Here is a 19791-nt window from a genome sequence, read left to right on the forward strand (position 1 = left end):
CGCGCCGACTCGGCGGCCTTTTCCGCCTTGCTGAGGAGGATAGCGGCGTCGTTCACAGCCGGATCCCTTCTGCTGCCATGCGGCGGGTTATATGAGGTGCCGGATGTGCTTCGGGCTTCTCCAGACTACCGTCTTCAATGGGCAATGGCTGGATGTGCAGATCGTGTGCAAGCAGGATATCGAAAGCTGAGTCGGCCATGGCGAGGGCTTCGCCCACGAGGTCATCAATAGGACTGGTCAGTATAACTCCGATGTCGACATCGCTTTCAGGCTGGTGATCCCGGCGCGCCCGGCTCCCGAATAGAACGAGACCCTTGAAGCGACTACCATACCGCTTAGCCATTCGTCCTCGGAAAGCCGCGATCGCTTGCCTCTCCGGCGTGCTTAAAAGCAAGTCGAAGCTGGTCGTCATTGCCTTGCCTATCTGAATCCTCGGGTTGGGCACATAGAAAATTATACCTCTTCGCTTTTCTCCGACAGCAGCTTGTCACAAGTCCATTGCCCTTTTTATAAGTATTTGCTCCTTCAGCAAGGACTGTGGCGATAGGATCCTCTTTTTCCTTCCCTTAACGGGGCCGCCATGCTTCATCAATGTCAGCGATGACGGTACAACCCGGAGGTAACGTGAGAGCGGTAGATGCCAAGAGCATCACATATGCGCTTGATCTCCACCGCGCCGGAAGGCTTGACGAGACCGAAGCCGCCTATTTGGCACTCTTGAACGCTTCTCCCCACCACCCGGATTTGCTGCGTCTGCTTGGCTTGCTGCGGTTTCAGCAGGGGAGGGCAGATGAAGCCTTGGCATTGCTTGAGCAGTCCGTCGCTGCGCATCCGGATTTCCTTGACGCACGCCGGGCATTGGCTGTGGTGCTGGGAAAATCGGGACGATGGGAAGAGGCGCTGGCCCAGCATTCGGAGGCGGCTCGGCTCGCGCCAGACGATGCTTCCGTCCTGAACGACTTCGGCTGTGCGCTGCTTGAGGCGGGGCGGTTGGAGGACGCGGCCGAAATGCTTCGGCTGTCGGTGGACCTTGACCACGAGCATGGGGAGGCGTGGACCAATCTGGCCGCGGTGCTGAACCGGCTGGGGAGAGCGGTTGATGCCGCCGATGGCGCCAAGCAGGCCGCAGCCTTGAGGCCGGACCATGCAGGGGTGCTTGGGGTGCTCTCCACGGTCCTTGCGTCGAATGGCGACTATGCCGGCGCGGAGCAGGCGGCGCGCCGGGCGGTGGCGCTTAGCGCCGAGGACTCTGGTGCGTGGATTCAACTAGGCAATGTGCTGATCGATATCGGCGAGGTTGACGCTGCTGCTGAGGCGTATGGAAGGGCGGTGGAACTGGCACCGGGCAACAGGGTAGCCGCGCACAACCGGCTTTATGCCCTGCATCTTTCTGCGACGGTTGGTGACGAAGGGCTGTTCGAGGCGATTCGGCGATGGGGCGTCGGGCAGTCCAAGCCGATCATGCTATCCGGATGGGATCGTGATCCTGATCGGCGGTTGCGGATCGGCTACGTGTCAGCGGATTTCGGCCAGCATCCCGTCGGCTGGTTCATGGCGCCCGTCCTGCCAAACCATGACCCGACAGAGGTCGAGGTCGTTTGCTATTCCCACCGCGAGGTCGAGGACGACCTGACGCGGCTCCTGCGGAACCACTGCCAGAATTGGGTCTCCGTCCTGGGAATGGATGACCGGGCACTGGCGGAGCGCATTCGCGCCGATGGGATCGATCTGCTGATCGACCTGGGCGGACATACCGCTCGGAACCGGCTTGAAACCTTCGCCATGGCGCCGGCTCCGGTTCAGGCGACGTGGGGTGGATTGATCGGGACGACGGGGTTGCCGGCCATGGGTTGGCTGATCGGCGATCCACAGCAGGTTCCACCGGGAGCCGAGGGACTTTATACCGAATGTATCGTCCGGCTGCCCAACGGTTATGTCTGCTACGGGCCTCCCGACTATGCGCCGGAGGTGACACCGTTGCCGGCGCTGCGGAACGGTTGGCAGACGTTCGGATGTTTCAACAGGCTGGCTAAGCTGAGCGATGAGACGCTGGTGCTATGGGCGCGCGTGCTTGAGGCAGTTCCGGAAAGTCGGCTGGTTCTGAATACCAAGGAACTGGCGTGTCCGGTCTTGCGTGAGCGGGTGGCCGGGCGGTTTGCGGGATTGGGCATCGGCGCGGACCGGCTTGACCTGAGACCCGGCGGTTCCCATGTCGAAATGCTGGCGGCCTATGGCGACGTCGATGTCGCGCTCGATCCGATGCCCTATTCAGGTGGATTGACCACTCTGGAAGCGCTGTGGATGGGCGTTCCAGTCGTTACTCTGCCGGGACGGCGGTTCTGTGCCAGGCATAGCTTGAGCCATGTCACCGTGCTTGGATATCCGGAATGGGTGGCATCGGACCCCGACGGGTATGTCCGGATCGTTGCCGGATTGGCCCAACACACGGGGTACTTGGAGGAACTTCGGGCCGGCATGCGGGCACGGATGGCAGCATCGCCGCTCTGCGACGGCGCCGCATTCACCCGTGATCTCGAGGCAGCGTATCGCGAGATGTGGCGGCAGTATTGTGCGACTTGAGGATATCTTCAGGCGGCCCAAGAGGCTGGTAAACTACGGCCGCTGAGGAGGAGATGATGGACAGTGGACGAATCATCGCTGAATTTAAGCAGGCGACCGAAGTTCCTGTCGAGGCGGTGCGTGAAGCGGAACAACAGAGGGAAGTTCTGGCTCCATTGCTGATCGATGTCTTGGCACAGGCGGCGAAGGATCCAGTTGAAGAACTGGTCGACCAGGATGGGCTGATCTTTTTGGCTTTCCATTTGCTCGGGTCTTGGAAGGAGACGTCGGCGTATTCCGCGGTTACCGATCTGCTCGGTTCGGATGTCGAGAAGGTCGAGTGGTTGCTGGGCGATGCCGTCACGATCACAGCACACCGGGTCGTGTTCAACCTGTTCGACGGCGACTTGGCGCCGGTCAAGCGTCTGATCGAGAACCCCGACGTGGATGTCTATGTCCGGCGCCGGATGTTCGATTTGCTGGGCATGCTCATGCTGCAAGGCAAGCTTGAACGGGTCGATTTAGTGGACTATCTGCGCGAGCTACATGGCAGGTTGGAAGGCGATCCGGAAGGGCTTGTCTGGGCCGGTTGGGTGGAATTGGTGGCTCAGACCGCACTTCGGGAATTAAGTGATCTCGCCGAGAAAAGCTTTCAGGACAGGAAGATTGATTTGGAGTTCCTGGACCGCTCCGATTTCGACCGTATATTGAAAGACGCCTAAGCTGGCAAAACTATGCAGGGCGCTCCTCGTGAGTTCGAACCCTTCGGCGATACGGTCGAGGAACTCGGCGATTGGAAGATCCGCGACGATTACGAGGAAGGGCCCGAAGATGAGCTTACCTTCGAAGATGAACTCGCTCTCGGCGGGCGGGGCGCCGACGATCTGATCGCCGCCTTTCAGCAGATGATGCCCAAGCCGGCATCGAACCCGTATCGCCACGTCGGCCGCAACGATCCATGCCCATGCGGCAGCGGCAAGAAGTTCAAGCGCTGCTGCGGACAGTGAAAGCAAGTTGCCGTAAGATGTTTATCCCAGGTTGAACTTCGTTATGGCGGCGGCGAAATCGTCACCAAAGTTCGTGCCGACGCGGATGACCATGATGCCTTCCGGCACGTCCTTGACTGCGCTGTCCAGGCTGGTCAGCAGGGCCATTGGGACTTTGTGGATGGGAGTCATCGCCTTCAGGCCGCGCAAAAGGTCCATGCCGCCCAGACCGTCCATCACGGCGGACGCGATGATCATGTCGGGCGGCATGCGGACGGCAAGCGCAATCGATTCGATAGGATCGCGGACGACGACGGTGCGGAAGCCGCAGGCGCCCAGTTCGGTACTGACCAGCTTGCTGACCACCTTGGACGGCGTGACCAGCATGATCTCGACATCGTGGACTTCGATATCGGTGATATCGAACTCGTAACGGACCGGCAGTGTCCGGATGATCTGGTTGGTGGTCGCGACATCGGGCCGCTCTTCCCGGTCCACCGCGACCGACAGGCGGTCGGCGAACGCCGTGACATCCTCGATCTGGCGTTCGTTCAGGCGGGAAAGATTGCCGCTCAGATATGTTTCCAGCCGGTGCGCGATCAGATTGACCAGCGGGAATCCGCATGAACTGCCGATACCGCGCAACTTGCTCGCTTCGCGGCGAAGCAGGACCAGCGCTTCCTCGTCCGTCAGCTTGTTCTCGGCACGCTTGTCCAGTGTCTGGTAGATCAGGGCGAGGCGATCCTGCGCATCATCCCTGAATTCGACACGAAGTTGATCTGCTAGGTCATCGGCATCGATCGGGAGAGACATCAGGGACACAGCCAGCGTGTTGGGTAAGGGAGGTACCACTATACTCCCTTTGCTCCTTCCGGCGCATCATCAGAGTTGCCTATATCCCGAATGATAGCGTGAGCAGTCGCCTGAGTTTTCAGGTCCGCTGGTAAAGATCCTGGAACCAGCGCAGCCGGGCTTCAACCTGTGCAATGTCATGGTCGAGCCATTCGGTCAGGTGTCCGGACTCGCCCTCGTGATGGCGGCGCAGGTCCTGAAGGCGCGCCAGTTCCGTCTCGTACAGGTCAGCGAGCAGATCGATCTGGTCCTGACGGTCCTGATGGTCGAGGAGGTGCAGGAAGCGGAGCTTGAGTGTGATGATCAGCTTGTTGAGGTCGTCAGACGACGGCGCACGGATGTTCGAGCGCATCAGCGTCTCGAATTCCTTCTTGCCGGCCGGCGTAACCGTCAGGACGGCATTATCTTCCATGCCGGTACCGTCGAGCGCTTCGATCAGGCCGTCATAGCGCAGCAGTTCCAGCGAAGTTCCCATCAAATCGAGCGACGGGCCGACGATGCGGCTGGTGAAGTGCCGGATGGCGCCTGCTAGATCGGCATAACGCAGTGAGCCAGCCTGGCTCAACGTTCCGAGAACGGCGAGGCGGACCGCCTCTTTCGGCATCAGTGAATTGTCGCGATACATGGTGCCACTCCCTCGAAACGTTATGAGCAACGTCATCGTCTCGATTACCAACATAGTGCGTCACTTCGCCAATGTCCATAGATGACTTTGCGACGCATTCTCAAAAATTGGCCGGGAACGTCCGATGGCGGTGTCCTGTTGGGGAGGAAACTAGATCAATTGCCTGAACGGAGACAAGCCGTGACGATCAAATCAGTCCTGACAGCCGCCGCACTGGCGACGCTCATAGCATCGCCGGGCTTCGCTCAGGTCGCCCCCGATATGGGCGGACGAGAGCCGCTAGATCAGAAGGAAGGCGTCCAAACCCCTGAAACGCTTGGGGCTGGACGCTCCCAGGCCGGTCCGGAGGGCGGCCACCTTGCACGGCCCGCCGATCCGCACGTTCAGGCTGAGGGCCATCGTCAGCCCGGCACTATCAAGGAAGGCGATACGGCTGCGACGAGCGTCAAGCCGCCTCCTGGCTCCAGCTCACAAGGCTCCAGCGAGGAAGAAGCCAAGCAGAAATAATTTTCGCTTGGCCTCAAGGTTGGAGGAAAAGACCGGGGCGGCCTGAGAAATCAGGCCGCCTTCTTCAGTTCAAGGCGACTCCAGACGTCCAGCAGGGCGTCGATCAGGTGGTCCATGTCGGCGTCGGTGTGGAGCGGACCGGGGGTGATCCGGAGCCGTTCCGTGCCGCGCGGCACCGTGGGGTAGTTGATCGGCTGGACGTAGATGTTGTGCCGCTCCAGCAGATCGTCGCTGGCCTGCTTGCACAGGCGTGGGTCGCCGACCAGGACAGGGACGATGTGGCTGACCGACGGCATCACCGGCAGACCGGCATCGGACAGAGCCTGCTTCAGCTTGGCGGCGCGTTCCTGCTGAGCCGCGCGCTCGGTCCCGCTCTGCTTGAGATAACGGACGCTGGCGAGCGCACCGGCCGCCACCGACGGGGTCAGCGAGGTGGTGAAGATGAAGCCGGCGGCGAAGCTGCGGACGACGTCCACAAGCGCCGACGATCCGGTGATGTAGCCGCCCATCACGCCGAAGGCCTTGCCGAGCGTGCCTTCGATGATGGTCAGCCGGTGCATGACTCCGTCGCGCTCGGCGACGCCGGCGCCGCGCGGTCCGTACATGCCGACGGCATGGACCTCGTCCAGGTAGGTCATCGCGCCATGCTTTTCCGCAACCGAACAGAGTTCGTCGAGCGGTGCGATATCGCCGTCCATCGAATAGACGGATTCGAATGCCACTAGCTTCGGCCGGTCGGCGGGCAGGCGGCTGAGCAACTGGTCGAGATGTTCGGGGTCGTTGTGGCGGAAGACGTATTTCTCGGCGCCCGATTGCCGGATGCCCTCGATCATCGAATTGTGGTTCAGGGCGTCGGACAGGATCACGCAGTTAGGCAGCAGCTTGCCCAGCGTGCTGAGCGTCGCCTGGTTGGAGATGTAGCCCGAGGTGAACAGCAGGGCCGCTTCCTTGCCGTGCAGGTCGGCCAACTCGCGTTCCAGCAGCACGTGGTAGTGGTTGGTGCCGGAGATGTTGCGGGTGCCGCCGGCCCCGGCGCCGCAGGTGTCCAGCGCCGCGTGCATGGCGTCCAGCACGACCCGGTTCTGGCCCATGCCCAGGTAGTCGTTGCTGCACCAGACGGTGACTTCCTGAACTTCGCCGGTGACGGAGTCGTAATGCTTCGCCTTGGGGAAGTTGCCTGCCCGGCGTTCCAGATCGGCGAAGACGCGGTATCGGCCTTCACGCTTCAGATTGTCGATCTGGGTCCGAAAGAAGGCTTCATAATCCATGGCGCGTGATCCGTAGGTTCTCTTTTTTCAACAACGTGTCAGAATCGGACACTTTATGGAACAGGTAAATCGTCGAAGACGCGGCGCACCGTGGCAGCTTGTCGCGTCTCCGACTTTCACCTGACGCTGAAAGTGGACCGTTCCGTCCAAACAGCATTGATTTCGATCAAAACGAGTGATCGAAGGGCGCCGCCATCAGGCAACGGCGGCCAGCCCCTTGTCGGTGACGAAACTCACCGTATCGTCCAAGGCTTTCCCGAACTTTGCCACCAGTTCGTCCAGTTCGGCCGAGGTGATGATCAGGGGTGGCGAGAAGCCGATGGTGTCGCCCATGGCCCGGACGATCAGGCCGTGCTCCTGGGCGAACCGGGCGACATGAGCGCCGATCGCCACCTTCGGGTCGAACGGCGCCTTGGTCGCCTTGTCTGCGACGATCTCGACGCCCGCGATCAGGCCGATGCCGCGAACTTCGCCGACCAGCGGGTGGTTCCGGAAGCGCCGTAGGCCGTCCTGGAGGTGTGGGGCCACCGTCCGGACATGACTGACGATATCGCGCTCCTCGTAGATCTTCAGCGTCTCCAGCGCCACCGCCGCCGAAACCGGGTGGCCGGAATAGGTGTAGCCGTGGCCGAAGGTCCCGATCTTTTCCGACTGGCGGACCATCGCCTGGTAGATCGGCTCGGAGATCATGACGGCGGCGATCGGCAGATAGGCGGAGGAGAGCGCCTTGGCGACCGTGATGATGTCGGGCTGAAGGTTGTAGGTCTGCGTCCCGAACATCGACCCGGTGCGCCCGAACCCGCAGATCACCTCGTCCGCGATGAACAGGATGTCGTAGCGTTTTAGCACCGGCTGGATCTTGTCGAAGTAGGTTGCCGGCGGAACGATGACGCCGCCGGCACCCATGACGGGCTCCGCGATGAAGGCGGCGATGGTTTCCGGCCCTTCGGCCAGGATGAGCTGTTCGAGCTGGTCGGCCAGCCGGGTCGCGAAATCTTCCTCCGTCTCGCCTTCCTGACCGTAGCGGTAGAAGTGCGGGCAGTCGGTGTGAAGGATGCCGGCGATCGGCAGGTCGAAGTCGCGGTGCAGGTGCGGCAGGCCGGTCAGGCTGGCCGAGGCCACGGTCACGCCGTGATAGCCCTTCTGCCGGGCAATGATCTTCTTCTTATGCGGGCGGCCCAGCGCGTTGTTGTAGTACCAGACCAGCTTGACGACAGTATCGTTGGCTTCGGAACCCGAATTGGTGAAGAACACCTTAGACATCGGAACCGGCGCTATCTTGATCAGCGCTTCCGCCAGATCGATGCCGGGATCGTGAGCCTTGTGGGTGAAGGCATGGTAGAACGGCAGCTTCCGCAACTGCCGGGTGGCGGCTTCCACCAGCCGTTCCTCGCCGAAGCCCAGGGAAGTACACCACAGACCGGCCATGCCTTCTATATAGGCCTTGCCGCTGTCGTCGAAGACATGGACGCCTTCGCCGCGCTCTATCACCAGCGGACCGACATCCTCGTGGGTCTTCAGGTTGGTGTAAGGGTGCAGATAGTAGGCCTTGTCACGGCTTGCCGCCGAGTTGCCGATCCCGCTGGTCATTTCGGTCATTTTTTACTCTTCAAGTTCCGATCCGGCTTGATCCCTATGGTCAGATTGTACGTCGGGCGAACCTTGGCAACCAAGCAAGTTCGGAGCGGACCGGCTATGCGGGGGTCGGGAAGGGGGTGTTTACATCCCCCCTCAGGGACGTGGATGTCATCATTTGTCTACATCGCCGCCGGTGCGGGCCGAATGTCGGGCCGCTTATGGTAGCGCATATCGCTTAAGGTTCCGTTAGTGGGACGCGACATCCAAGGCGCTGTAATTCCTTATCGAGGGCGGGCATGAGGCGTCATTATGGCGAAGATCAACGTAATCGCCCGATCCGGATATATTGGTGATTTTCAAGGACTGGTTGATCCTGTTAACATCGCGGAGTGTGCTGGCGACTGAGCTCGGATAGTGAATTCAAGTTCAAGGTAGGGTTGAGGATGAATACGATTACTTGTTACTCAAGTCGGAGTTTAAAATTTGGGCACTCTGCTCATTGCAAGGCAGATCGTGATTTAGAGAACTTGCTCAGGTGAGACATCGGTAGTGGGGTTGGTAGCCGACCGGTGCGCCGGTTGCTGGCCTGCGGGGAACACGATCAGGACTTCACCGGGAGATTTCGACTTGTCCTTACAGCATAACGACGCCTTCGCCCTGCACCGTGCCCTGGACGCGTCGGCCGTGACGCCGGTGGCGGAGACCCAGGAGACTTTTCCCCGGATCGCCTTTTTCCTGCAGGACCTTTATGGCGGCGGCGCCGAGCGCGTAATGCTGGCCTTGGCGAGTGGGATCGCCCGGCGTGGATTTGCGGTGGATCTGGTGCTGGTGCGTCGTCAGGGCGCCTATGTCGACGACATCCCGGCAAACATCCGGGTGGTCGAGTTGGGTACCAAGCGGACCGTCAACAGCGTTGCGGCGCTGGCCCGCTATCTCCGGCGCGAACGGCCCGCCGTGCTTCTGACGGCTCTCGTCCATGTCAATATCGCGGCCCTGCTGGCGAGTTTGCTGGCGCGGGTCGGGACCCGGCTGATGGTGACGGAGCATAACCAGATCAGCCGCAACATCGCGCCTACCGCGTCGCGTACGGTGCGCATGGCCTACCGGCTGGTCCCGTTCCTTTATCCAAGGGCGGCGCGGATCATCGCGGTTTCCGACGGCGTCGCCGAGGATCTGACCAAGTTCGCCGGGATGGAGCGCGGGCGGATCGACGTCGCGCACAACCCGGTCGTGACACCCGACATGCTGGCGAAGGCGGCGCAGCCGGTCAACCACCCCTGGTTCGCCGAGGGAGAGGTGCCGGTCATCCTGGGCGTCGGCAGGCTGTCGGCGCAGAAGGACTTCGGCACGCTGCTGCGGGCCTTCGCCCTGGTCCGCGCGTCTCGCCCGATCCGGCTGGTGATCCTGGGAGAGGGGGCGTGCCGGAAAGAGCTGGAAGATTTGGTCGACGAGTTGGGGATCGCGGCGGATGTCCAGATGCCGGGCTTCGTGGACAATCCTCTCGCCTTCATGGGCAAGGCGTCGCTGTTCGCGCTGTCGTCCCGCTTCGAAGGGTTGCCGACGGTCCTGATCGAAGCGATGGCCTGCGGGACGCCGGTTGTCGCTACCGACTGCCCCAGCGGCCCGCGCGAAATCCTGGAGGGTGGTGAGTTGGGCGGGCTGGCGCCGATCGGCGACGCCGAGGCGCTGGCGTCGGTGATCGAGCGGTCGCTGGACGATCCGGTGCCGGCGGAACGCCTGCTCGCCAAGGCGGAGGAGTTTACGGTGGATCGCGCGGTGGACCGGTATCTGACGCTGCTGCGGTAGAGGGGGCGGGATGAGGTTTTACTGACGCGGCTGATGTCCATCTATGCCGTCGCTGGCCAGCAAAGATAACACACGCGAGGCAATCCATATCAATAGCGCCGATGTAATTTACAGGAGAAAGTACTGTCGCTGCCACTTGCCTTAGCGTTAGTACTCATAGCAGAACGCTAATCTCTCCCGCATTGAAGCGTGGAGTGCGACAGAACGATAAAAAATAAAAAGGACACCGTATGGTGCCCTTTTTATTTACCAAACTGGCAATTAGGCGGCTTTCTGAGCATCCTCAACTGGCGCAGGCGTCTCATGTCGCCAGTTTCGATGGAGGCATGACAACCCCTTCAAGTCCTTACCCAAGGACTCACCTGAGGTAATAAATGCTGTCCGGAATGCTTCGTAAAGCTCCTGATCGCTCATCTGATGTCTCCCGCGCGTTGCACGTTAATATTATTGATATGGAGCCACATCCCCCGAACATTGACGTCGAGTTCGGGGTGAAGTTCTTTTAACAGGCCAACTGCGCCCAAGGCGTACTGCCGATCTGTACCATTGTGCAGGTACACCTGCAAAGATGCAGAGCGCATATCTGTTCGGCACAATCGGATACCGCCAACGACATACGACGCCATGATGCTGCCGATCGCACTCGTGTCGATATAATCGTATTTTGGAGCTAACAGGTTCCAAACCATCCGCAAAGTGGCGGCGCTAGTGTTGGGCAACTTATGATTGACATGAATCAGCCCTTCGTATGAGGGACGCCCATCTTCTCCGACTCCTTCCAAATAGAAGATTCCATACTTACGGTCGGGAGGACTCTCTCCGGCGATCTGCTGGGCATGACTCATCATGACAGGCAGATAATCCTCTGGCTCTGACGTGCCATTATATTCAGCTATCTGTGCCAGCCATTGCTCACTGATCTGAGCAAACGAGCCGTTGATGCACGTCGCTCTCTTTAATTGATACATTCTTGCAGCATCATTTTATGGTTGTTGTGGTTGATTTCAAACCTGCACTCCGCCAAAAGTGGTACCACTCGAGCCATCCATTTTGCAACGAATTGCACACATCCAATGCCCTTCAGAATCAGGATTTTCTCACAATGCGAACTTCTGTCGCGGCTCTTGGTAGAACATCAAGTGAACGAATTCCCACGACGTGGGCTCGTGTTTGACTGCCGCCTTATGTTAGGCCCCTTAAAACTCCCCTTTTAGTTGAAATACATGGAAGGGGCATTCATGGTAACTTACCTCTGGGGTGCAGCGATCAGTGGGTTCCATGGGAGAAAGTCGTATCCGCATTGGTCGCCGATGCATGTCCTAGCAAGTAAGACACCTAGCTTGCCGCTGTTGTGCAGGAGATAATCGAAAAAATGAACCCTGATTTCGCTTAATCAAGAAGTCATGAGAGATGCATAGAACTTGGACGAGGTGTTTATTTCGTTATTAATAATTGAAGCGCATCAGGATGAATACAAATTTGTATTGCTGAAGGTGCGAAGACGACTTAGTGAGCAATGCTAATCATTTCTACGGGCGCTTTGTCGCAGGCCGCTCTTCAGGCGTGTTCGAATAACCGGCAGGTATTTGCCTGGGATGCTTCTTCGCCGGTGCGGACTTCCTTCGGGCGGTGGTCGATCACGTGGCCGATGATGACCAGGGTCGGGCCGTCGCCCAACTCGGCAGCGGCGCGGGCGGCCAGGGTTGACAGGGTGGCGAAGCAGCGGCGTTCGGTCGGCAGCGTGCCGTTCTCGATGGCGGCGGCTGGCGTGTCGGGGGACAGGCCGGCTTCGATCAGCTTCGCGCTGAAGTAAGGGAGCTGGGTGCGGCCCATGTAGATCGCCAGCGTGCCGTCGGGGTTGGCAAGTTTGCTCCAGTCCATCGCGTTGGTGGCGTCGTCGTCCATGCAGTGCGCGGTGACGAACTGGACGCTGCGGGAAACTCCCCGCAGGGTTAAGGGGATTTGGGACGAGGCGGCGCAGCCAAGCGCCGCCGTGACGCCGGGGACGACCGTCACTTCGATACCGTGGCGGCGCAGGTATGCCGCTTCCTCGCCGGCCCTGCCGAACATCATGGGATCGCCGCCTTTCAGGCGGACGACGCGGCGGCCCGTGAAGGCTTGTTCCAGCAACAGGGCGTTGATCTCGACCTGCTTCAGGGAGTGGCGGCCGGCGCGCTTGCCGACGGGAATGAGTTCGACGCCGGGGCGGGCGAATTCCAGCACGCCGGGGCCGACGAGATGATCGTACAGGATCACGTCGGCATGCTTGATGGCACGGACTGCCGCCAGGGTCAGAAGCTCGACGTCGCCGGGGCCGGCGCCGACAAGGTGGACCGGGCCGGGCGGGGAGGGCAGCGCCTCAGGCGGCTTGACCGCATCGGACATGTCCGATCAGCTCCTTCAGTTCGGGGATGCAGGACCCGCAATTGGTGCCGGCTTTTGATGCCGCGCCGATCTGCTCGGCGGAGGTCAGGCCGCCGTCGCAGATCGCGGCGGCGATGCGGTTGAGGCCGATGTTGAAGCAGGAACAGACGGTGCGGCCCTCGTCCGGGGCATCGGCGGGCGCCCTTCCGCTCAGCAGGCCGGTGCGCGACTTGGCGTCCATCTCAGGGGCGGCGAACAGGCTGACCAGCCATGCCCGGCTGGGGAGCGGCTGATCGGTGCTGACGAACAGGCAGGCTTCCAGCCGGTCGCCGTCGAGCCGTGCCCAGCGGTGGATGCCGCGCCGCTTGTCGTGATAGTCGATGCCGTGAACCGGGGGCAGCAGCGCTTCGGCCCAGGCGGCGAGGTCGCCGGGCAGTGCAGTGCCGGCAAGCATCAGGACGGTGCAGCCTGCGGCGGCGCTGCGCGTCCAGTATTCCGCTGACGGCGGCGGCGCCACTTCGCCGCGCGTGATCAGGAAGGCGGTCCAGGCCGGCTTGAACGGCGTCAGGCTGGCGGGCGTGTGCTTCAGCTCCGGCTGGCCGGAGATCGCATCAGTGACCGGCGCCGTCAGCGCATTGATGCCGCCGTTGCCGGAGAAGTGGCGGTTCCAGTGCATCGGCGCGAAAAGCTGGCCCTGGGGCTGGTCGCGGGTGACGCGGATGCGCAGCGTGGCGTCGCCCTGGGCGGAGCGCAAGACCGCCAGATCGTCGTCGGTCAGGTTCAGCGTGGCCGCGTCTGCTGGATTGAGTGCTACGAACGGTTCCGCGATGTGGCTGGACAGGCGCGGCACGAGGCCGGTGCGGGTCATCGTGTGCCACTGGTCGCGGATGCGGCCAGTGTTCAGGATGAAGGGGTATTCGGCACTGGCCGACATGGCGGGGGTCGCTGCCTGGACCGTGACGAAGCGGGCACGGGCGTCCGGCGTGGGGAACCCGCCTTCGGCGAACAGGCGAGCGGTGCCACCGGATGATTTCCGGGCCGGCCACTGCGTCGGCGGCAGCGTGTCGTAGTCCACGCCGGTCAGCGCGCCGATGTCGAAGGCGCGGCTGCCGTCGTTCTCGAAGGCGGACAAGGCGGCGTGCTCGGCGAAGATATCGGCCGGGGATTGGTAGGCGAAGGCATCGCTCCAGCCCATGCGGGCGGCGACTTGGGAGATGATCCACCAATCGGGCTTGGCCTCTCCTGGGTTGGGCAGGAAGCCGCGCTGGCGCGAAATCCGCCGTTCCGAGTTGGTGACGGTGCCGTCCTTCTCGCCCCAGCCTGCCGCTGGGAGAAGCACGTCGGCATAGGCGGTCGTGTCGGTGTCGCCGACACAGTCGGATACGACGACGAAGGGGCAGGATGCCAAGGCCCGGTTGACCCTGTCCGCGTCAGGCAGGCTGACGGCGGGATTGGTCGCCATCACCCACAGCGCCTTGATCTTGCCGGCCTCGATCGCCTGGAACAGATCGACGGCCTTCAGGCCTTCGCGCTGCGCCATGCGCGGGGCTTGCCAGAAACGGCCAACGCGGTCGATGTCGTCGGGAGTAAAGCCCATATGGGCCGCAAGCTGGTTGGCCAGCCCGCCGACTTCGCGTCCGCCCATGGCGTTGGGCTGGCCGGTGACCGAGAACGGCCCCATGCCGGATTTGCCGATCCTGCCGGTGGCAAGGTGGCAGTTGACGATAGCGTTGACCTTGTCGGTGCCGCGCGACGACTGGTTGACGCCCTGTGAATAGACGGTGACCGTCTTCGAATTGCCGGTGAAAAGGTTATAAAATTCCTGGATCTCGCCCAACGTCAGACCGCAGCCCAATGCCACCGCATCCATGTCGCAGGCATCGTCGCCGGCTGACAGGAAGGCTTCCGCGAAACCATTGGTGCAGGTCGCGATGAAGTCCTGGTCCATGGCGCCGGCGCGGCCCAGATGGGCCAGCAACCCGTTAAACAGCAGGACGTCGCTGCCGGGGCGGATCGCCAGATGCAGGTCGGCGGCGTCGCAGGTCGCCGTGCGGCGCGGATCGATCACGACGATGCGGGTGCCGCGCTCGGACTTGGCGCGGATGAGGCGCTGGTAGAGGACGGGATGGCACCATGCGAGGTTGCTGCCGACCAGCACGACCAGATCGGCAAGCTCCAGGTCCTCGTAGTTGCCGGGCACCACGTCGCCGCCGAAGGCGCGGCGGTGGCCGGCGACGCTGGACGCCATGCACAGGCGGGAATTGGTGTCGATGTTGGCGCTGCCGATGAAGCCTTTCATCAGCTTGTTGGCGACGTAGTAGTCTTCGGTCAGCAATTGGCCGGAGACGTAGAAGGCGACCGCTTGCGCGCCGTGCTCGGCGATCACGTCGCTGAAGCGGTCGGCTACCGTGGCGAGCGCTTCGTCCCAGGAGGCTTGGCGGCCGTCCACGACGGGGTGGAGCAGACGGCCGTCCAGCCCCAGGGTTTCGCCCAGGGCACTGCCCTTGGAGCAGAGCCGGCCGGCATTGGCCGGGTGCTCCTTATCGCCCGAAATGGCCCAGCCGCCCGCACCGTCGGATGAAGCGACCACGCCGCAGCCGACGCCGCAATAAGGGCATGTGGTGCGGACGGCGGCGGTCATACGGCGCTCACGGGCAGGCGGAGGCCGAGACGGATCGACCCGTCTTCGACCTGGACCGGGAAAGTGCCGGTGCAGCCGGTGTCCGGACCGGTCGCCCCGCCCGACGCCAGATCGATCACCCAGTTGTGCAGCGGGCAGGTGACGCGGGCGCCGTGGACGATGCCTTCGGACAAGGGGCCGCCCAAGTGGGGGCAGCGGTTGCGGATCGCGAAGACTTCGTCCTCGGCTGTCCGGAAGATGGCGATGTCGCCGTGCGGCGACTGGACCACGCGGGCGCCGGCGGGCGGGATATCGGAGACGCGGCCGACTTCGATCCAGGCAAGCTCAGCCGTGACGAGGGCGGTATCGGGAAGGTTCGAGGTGATGCCGTCCATCGTGTTTTATCCCACCTTTGCGAGCGGCGCGAATTCATGGGCGTCCACGCCCTTGGAGGCGCGTTCGTCCCACGGATCGACCTGCGAGAAGACTTGCGAGAACTTGAAGCGGGCATGGAGCGCCTTGCGGCCCTCGTGGTCTGCCACGACGCGCTGCTTGACGTAGTCCAGGCCGACGCGCTCGACCCAGGGTGCCGTGCGGTCGAGATAGCGGGCTTCTTCGCGGTAGAGCTGGATGAAGGCGCCGCAGTATTCCATCACCTCGTCCTCGGTTTCGACCTTGGTGAGGAAGTCGCATTCGCGGACCTTCATGCCGCCGTTGCCGCCGATATAAAGCTCCCAGCCGCTGTCCACCGCGACGACGCCGAAGTCCTTGATGGTCGCTTCGGCGCAATTGCGCGGGCAGCCGGAAACGGCCAGCTTGACCTTGTGCGGCGTCCAGGTTCCCCAGGTCATCTGTTCCAGCTTGACGCCCATGCCGGTCGAATCCTGCGTGCCGAACCGGCACCATTCCGACCCGACGCAGGTCTTGACCGTGCGCAGGCCCTTGGCATAGGCGTGGCCGGAGACCATGCCCGCCGCATTAAGGTCGCCCCAGACCGCCGGAAGGTCCTCTTTCTTCACACCGAACAGGTCGATGCGCTGGCCGCCGGTGACCTTGACGGTCGGGATGTTGAACTTGTCCACCACGTCGGCGATGGCGCGCAGTTCCTTGGACGACGTCAGGCCGCCCCACATGCGCGGCACGACCGAGTAAGTGCCGTCCTTCTGGATGTTGGCGTGGACGCGCTCGTTGACGAAGCGGGACTGGTAGTCGTCCTTGTACTCGTCCGGCCAAGCGGCCAGCAGGTAGTAGTTGAGGGCGGGGCGGCAGGAGTGGCAACCGTTCGGCGTCTTCCATTCCAGCGCCTGCATGACGGCGGGGATGCTCTTCAGTTCGCCCGCTACGATCAGGCGGCGGACGTCGTCATGCGGATGGTGCGTGCATTTGCACATCGGCTTGGCGGCTGCGGCGGCCTGGTAGTCGTCGCCGAGCGACAGTTCCAGAAGCTGTTCGACCAGTCCGGTGCAGGACCCGCACGATGCCGACGCCTTGGTGTGGGCACGGACGTCGTCCAGGCTGGTCAGGCCTTTTTCGGCGATTGCCTTGGTGATCGTGCCCTTGCACACGCCGTTGCAGCCGCAGATCTCGGCACTGTCCGAGAGGGCGGCAACGGCGGCCTTAGGGTTTGCCGAGGCTCCTCCCCCGAAGCCCTGGCCGAAGATCAGCGTGTCGCGGAGGGATGCTATGTTCTCGGCCTCGCGGAGCATCTGGAAGTACCAGGCGCCGTCCTTGGTGTCGCCGTAGAGAACGGCGCCCGCGATGCGGTCTTCCTTGACGATGATGCGCTTGTAGACGCCCCGCGCGGCATCGCGGAAGACGATGTCTTCGCAGTCCTTGCCGCCGCTGAAGTCGCCGGCGGAGAACACGTCGATGCCGGTGACCTTGAGTTTGGTGCTGGTGACCGAGCCGGTATAGGCCGCGTCGAACTTGCCGGTGAGCTGGTCGGCGCAGACGCGCGCCATGTCCCACAAGGGCGCCACGAGGCCGTATGTCGCTCCGCGATGCTGGACGCATTCGCCGACCGCCAGGATTGCGGGGTCCGACGTGACCATGTGGTCGTCCACGACGATGCCGCGCTCGACGGTGAGGCCGGCCGACTTGGCGAGGCCAGTGCCGGGGCGGATGCCGACGGCCATCACGACGAGGTCGGCGGGGATTTCACGCCCGTCTTCCAGCAGGACGCCGGTGACGTGGCTTTCGCCCAAAATCGCCTTGGTGTTGGCGCGGGTGATGACGCTGATGCCTCGGGTCTCAAGCTCGCTCTGGAGCAGGAAACCGGCGGCTTCGTCGAGCTGCCGTTCCATGACGGTGCCCATCAGGTGGATCACGGTCACGGTCATGCCGTTGACGGCCAGCCCGTTGGCCGCTTCCAATCCGAGCAGGCCGGCGCCGATCACGACGGCGTGCTTACCGCCGTCGGCGGCCTTCTTCAGCATCGCTTCCACGTCGAACATGTCGCGGAAGGTCACGACGCCGGGCAAGTCGCGGCCAGGGACGGGGATGATGAAGGGGTCGGAACCGGTCGCCAACAGCAACCGGTCGTATTCGACGGTGCGGCCTGACAGGGAGGTCACCGTGCGGGTCTCGCGGTCGATTGTCTCGACCTTCTCGCCGGTGAACAGGGTGATGTTGTTGTTCTCGTACCAGGAGCGGTCGTTGAGGACGATCTGGTCGAAGGTCTTCTCGCCGGCCAGGACGGGAGACAGCATGATCCGGTTATAGTTCACGTGCGGCTCGGCGCCGAACACGGTGATGTCGTAGCGGCTGGGATCGCGTTGAAGCAGTTCCTCGACCGTGCGGATGCCGGCCATGCCGTTGCCGACGACGACTAGGCGTTCTTTGATCCGCCCAGAAACTTCGTGGGTCTTTGCCATCATGTTCATTGCTGGATTCTCCGGCTCAGGCGGCGTCTGCATCGGCGGGGCGATGCCGGGCGTAGAGGAAGCGCAGCACTTCGCCGCGACAGTGGGCGTAGGTCGCGTCGTCGGCCAGATCGAGGCGCTTGCGCGGACGCTCCAGGGGAATGTCGAGGATTTCGCCGATCGTGGCGGCGGGACCGTTGGTCATCATGACGATGCGGTCGGACAGCAGCACCGCCTCGTCCACGTCATGGGTGATCATGATGACGGTGTTGTGCAGCGTGTTCTGGATCTGCATCAGCGCGTCCTGAAGACGGGCGCGGTTGAGGGCGTCCAAGGCTCCGAACGGCTCGTCCATCAGCAGCACCTTCGGCTCCATGGCGAGGGCGCGGGCGATGCCGACGCGCTGCTTCATGCCGCCGGAAATCTCGGACGGGTGCTTGGCGATGGCATGTGACATGCCGACGAGGTTCAGGTTGTGCAGCGTCCACTCGTCGCGTTCGGTGTCGGTGCGGGTCTTGCCGAACACCTTGTCCACCGCGAGGCGGACGTTCTGGTAGACGGTCAGCCAGGGCAGCAAGGAGTGGTTCTGGAAGACGACGGCGCGGTCGGGTCCGGGGGCATCGACCAGCTTGCTCTCCAGGAAGACGCCGCCAAGGGTCGGTTTCAGCAAACCGGCGACGATGTTGAGCAAGGTGGACTTGCCGCAGCCGGAATGGCCGATGATGCTGACGAACTCGCCCTTCTGGATCTTGAGATCGACGCCGACCAGGGCCGGGGTGGGGGATTTGCGGGGATTGAAGGTGATGCCGACACCCTCGATGCTGAGATAAGCGCCCATTTTGCAGGTTCCTTCCGTCAGCGTTGCGGGTCAGCGGTGGGTGTAGTCGAAGCGGCGCTGGATCAGGTTCATGCCGGTATCCAGCAGGATGCCGACGACCCCGATCACGACGATGGCGACGATGATGCTCGGCACGTTCAGGTTGTTCCATTCGTCCCAGACGAAGAAGCCGATGCCGATGCCGCCGGTCAGCATTTCCGCCGCCACGATGACCATCCAGGCGATGCCCAGCGACAGGCGCATGCCGGTCAGGACGTAGGGCAGGGTGGCGGGAAGCAGGATGTGGCGGACCATCTCGATCCGGTTGAGCCGGAGGACGGCCGCGACGTTGCGGTAGTCCTTGGGGATCGCCTCGACACCCGATGCGGTGTTGAGGATCATCGGCCAGATGCTGGTGATGAAGATGACGAAGATCGCGGAGGGATCGACGGCGCGGAACAGCAGCAGGCCGATCGGCAGCCAGGCCAGCGGGCTGACCGGGCGGAGGATCTGGATCAGCGGCGCCCAGCCCCGGCGGAACACGGCGCTGGAGCCCATCAGGAAGCCGACCGGAACGCCGACGATGGCCGCCAGGACGAAGCCCGCCGTGACGCGGCCAAGAGAATAGAGCACCTGCCAGAACAGGCCCATGTCATTGGGGCCGTTGCTGTAGAACGGATTGGACAGCAGCTCCACGCCGCGCGCCCAGGTCTCGCCGATGCCGGGGAAGCCGGTGGCGACATGGTTGGCGATAACGTGCCAGACCAGCAGGACGATCAGGAAGGTAATGGCCGGCAGGACGATGTCGGGCAGCACTTCGGCGGCGCGTTCGCGAAGGCGGGCGAGACGGGGGGACGGGGGCGTGGGGAGAGTGGACTGAAGGTTGGGCGCGGACGTGGCTGTGGGTTCGTCCACCGGGACGCTGGTCATTTCAGGCTATCCTTGATT

The 19791-nt window shown here is 62.6% G+C and carries 17 protein-coding genes; 5 read left to right on the forward strand and 12 right to left on the reverse strand.

The features are described 5' to 3' along the window. Positions 1–52 precede the first annotated feature (52 nt). The gene (locus tag N826_RS25940) at positions 53–412 is read right to left on the reverse strand and encodes a nucleotidyltransferase domain-containing protein (protein WP_052832066.1); all 360 of its coding nucleotides are present in this window, start codon (positions 410–412) and stop codon (positions 53–55) included. A gap of 212 nt (positions 413–624) precedes the next feature. On the opposite strand from N826_RS25940, the gene N826_RS25950 reads away from it, so the two are divergent. From N826_RS25950 to N826_RS44905, 3 genes are read left to right on the forward strand one after another with little or no spacing between them, the layout of a single operon-like run. Further along, positions 625–2580, forward strand: a complete 1956-nt coding sequence (locus N826_RS25950; RefSeq protein WP_169789417.1) for an O-linked N-acetylglucosamine transferase, SPINDLY family protein — start codon at positions 625–627, stop codon at positions 2578–2580. A gap of 53 nt (positions 2581–2633) precedes the next feature. Next, positions 2634–3281, forward strand: a complete 648-nt coding sequence (locus N826_RS25955) for a DUF1186 domain-containing protein (RefSeq protein ID WP_044433533.1) — start codon at positions 2634–2636, stop codon at positions 3279–3281. 12 nt (positions 3282–3293) lie between these two features. Next, positions 3294–3566 (forward strand): SEC-C metal-binding domain-containing protein, encoded by a 273-nt coding sequence (locus N826_RS44905; RefSeq protein ID WP_044433535.1) that lies wholly within the window; start codon positions 3294–3296, stop codon positions 3564–3566. Between the two features lie 21 nt (positions 3567–3587). Here the strand turns inward: N826_RS44905 and N826_RS25965 are convergent, their stop codons facing one another. Continuing rightward, entirely contained in the window at positions 3588–4358 is a 771-nt protein-coding gene (locus N826_RS25965; RefSeq protein WP_044433669.1) for an Hpt domain-containing protein, read from the reverse strand. Between the two features lie 118 nt (positions 4359–4476). Then, complete coding sequence (locus tag N826_RS25970; protein ID WP_044433537.1) at positions 4477–5022, reverse strand: transcriptional regulator; 546 nt, start codon at positions 5020–5022, stop codon at positions 4477–4479. Between the two features lie 180 nt (positions 5023–5202). Here N826_RS25970 and N826_RS43365 point away from each other — a divergent pair, with 180 nt between their 5' ends. Continuing rightward, positions 5203–5529, forward strand: coding sequence for a hypothetical protein (locus tag N826_RS43365; RefSeq protein ID WP_147040509.1), 327 nt, complete (start codon positions 5203–5205; stop codon positions 5527–5529). A 50-nt stretch (positions 5530–5579) separates the two neighbouring features. On the opposite strand, the gene hemA is transcribed toward N826_RS43365, so the two are convergent. Both hemA and N826_RS25980 read right to left on the reverse strand, forming a co-directional pair. Continuing rightward, positions 5580–6797, reverse strand: a complete 1218-nt coding sequence (gene hemA / locus N826_RS25975) for a 5-aminolevulinate synthase (RefSeq protein ID WP_044433539.1) — start codon at positions 6795–6797, stop codon at positions 5580–5582. A gap of 195 nt (positions 6798–6992) precedes the next feature. After that, complete coding sequence (locus N826_RS25980; protein WP_373866630.1) at positions 6993–8396, reverse strand: aspartate aminotransferase family protein; 1404 nt, start codon at positions 8394–8396, stop codon at positions 6993–6995. Positions 8397–9002: 606 nt separating this feature from the next. Between N826_RS25980 and N826_RS25985 the strand changes: the two genes are divergently transcribed. Next, positions 9003–10181, forward strand: coding sequence for a glycosyltransferase (locus tag N826_RS25985; RefSeq protein WP_211099387.1), 1179 nt, complete (start codon positions 9003–9005; stop codon positions 10179–10181). Positions 10182–10591: 410 nt separating this feature from the next. On the opposite strand, the gene N826_RS25990 is transcribed toward N826_RS25985, so the two are convergent. The 7 genes from N826_RS25990 to ntrB form a co-directional block, all read right to left on the reverse strand. Then, positions 10592–11149, reverse strand: coding sequence for a hypothetical protein (locus N826_RS25990; RefSeq protein WP_044433541.1), 558 nt, complete (start codon positions 11147–11149; stop codon positions 10592–10594). A gap of 589 nt (positions 11150–11738) precedes the next feature. After that, entirely contained in the window at positions 11739–12566 is an 828-nt protein-coding gene (cobA, locus tag N826_RS25995; RefSeq protein ID WP_044433543.1) for a uroporphyrinogen-III C-methyltransferase, read from the reverse strand. Continuing rightward, positions 12541–15186: a nitrate reductase gene (locus tag N826_RS26000; protein ID WP_044433545.1), complete on the reverse strand. Its 2646-nt coding sequence runs from the start codon at positions 15184–15186 to the stop codon at positions 12541–12543. Before N826_RS26000 ends, cobA begins: the two co-directional genes overlap by 26 nt. After that, complete coding sequence (gene nirD / locus N826_RS26005; RefSeq protein ID WP_044433547.1) at positions 15183–15560, reverse strand: nitrite reductase small subunit NirD; 378 nt, start codon at positions 15558–15560, stop codon at positions 15183–15185. The genes N826_RS26000 and nirD overlap by 4 nt, the downstream gene beginning before the upstream one ends. A gap of 6 nt (positions 15561–15566) precedes the next feature. Further along, positions 15567–18047 carry a nitrite reductase large subunit NirB gene (gene nirB, locus N826_RS26010; RefSeq protein WP_044433549.1) on the reverse strand — a complete coding sequence of 827 codons (2481 nt, stop codon included), beginning with the start codon at positions 18045–18047 and terminating at the stop codon, positions 15567–15569. 16 nt (positions 18048–18063) lie between these two features. Then, a complete protein-coding gene (locus tag N826_RS26015; RefSeq protein WP_044433551.1) occupies positions 18064–18864 on the reverse strand; it encodes an ABC transporter ATP-binding protein in 801 nt (266 codons plus the stop codon). A 30-nt stretch (positions 18865–18894) separates the two neighbouring features. Continuing rightward, the gene (gene ntrB / locus N826_RS26020) at positions 18895–19773 is read right to left on the reverse strand and encodes a nitrate ABC transporter permease (RefSeq protein ID WP_044433553.1); all 879 of its coding nucleotides are present in this window, start codon (positions 19771–19773) and stop codon (positions 18895–18897) included. Positions 19774–19791 lie beyond the last annotated feature (18 nt).

Source organism: Skermanella aerolata KACC 11604 (assembly GCF_000936425.1).
In the GTDB taxonomy this organism is placed as follows: Bacteria; Pseudomonadota; Alphaproteobacteria; order Azospirillales; family Azospirillaceae; genus Skermanella; species Skermanella aerolata.

What these genes read in the sequence shown, in the direction of transcription:
- N826_RS25940 (WP_052832066.1), bottom strand. Translation starts at nt 412, where the DNA reads ATGACGACCAGCTTCGACTTGCTTTTAAGCACGCCGGAGAGGCAAGCG.
- N826_RS25955 (WP_044433533.1), top strand. Translation starts at nt 2,634, where the DNA reads ATGATGGACAGTGGACGAATCATCGCTGAATTTAAGCAGGCGACCGAA.
- N826_RS44905 (WP_044433535.1), top strand. Translation starts at nt 3,294, where the DNA reads ATGCAGGGCGCTCCTCGTGAGTTCGAACCCTTCGGCGATACGGTCGAG.
- N826_RS25965 (WP_044433669.1), bottom strand. Translation starts at nt 4,358, where the DNA reads ATGTCTCTCCCGATCGATGCCGATGACCTAGCAGATCAACTTCGTGTC.
- N826_RS25970 (WP_044433537.1), bottom strand. Translation starts at nt 5,022, where the DNA reads ATGTATCGCGACAATTCACTGATGCCGAAAGAGGCGGTCCGCCTCGCC.
- hemA (WP_044433539.1), bottom strand. Translation starts at nt 6,797, where the DNA reads ATGGATTATGAAGCCTTCTTTCGGACCCAGATCGACAATCTGAAGCGT.
- N826_RS25980 (WP_373866630.1), bottom strand. Translation starts at nt 8,396, where the DNA reads ATGACCGAAATGACCAGCGGGATCGGCAACTCGGCGGCAAGCCGTGAC.
- N826_RS25990 (WP_044433541.1), bottom strand. Translation starts at nt 11,149, where the DNA reads ATGTATCAATTAAAGAGAGCGACGTGCATCAACGGCTCGTTTGCTCAG.
- cobA (WP_044433543.1), bottom strand. Translation starts at nt 12,566, where the DNA reads ATGTCCGATGCGGTCAAGCCGCCTGAGGCGCTGCCCTCCCCGCCCGGC.
- N826_RS26000 (WP_044433545.1), bottom strand. Translation starts at nt 15,186, where the DNA reads ATGACCGCCGCCGTCCGCACCACATGCCCTTATTGCGGCGTCGGCTGC.
- nirD (WP_044433547.1), bottom strand. Translation starts at nt 15,560, where the DNA reads ATGGACGGCATCACCTCGAACCTTCCCGATACCGCCCTCGTCACGGCT.
- nirB (WP_044433549.1), bottom strand. Translation starts at nt 18,047, where the DNA reads ATGAACATGATGGCAAAGACCCACGAAGTTTCTGGGCGGATCAAAGAA.
- N826_RS26015 (WP_044433551.1), bottom strand. Translation starts at nt 18,864, where the DNA reads ATGGGCGCTTATCTCAGCATCGAGGGTGTCGGCATCACCTTCAATCCC.
- ntrB (WP_044433553.1), bottom strand. Translation starts at nt 19,773, where the DNA reads ATGACCAGCGTCCCGGTGGACGAACCCACAGCCACGTCCGCGCCCAAC.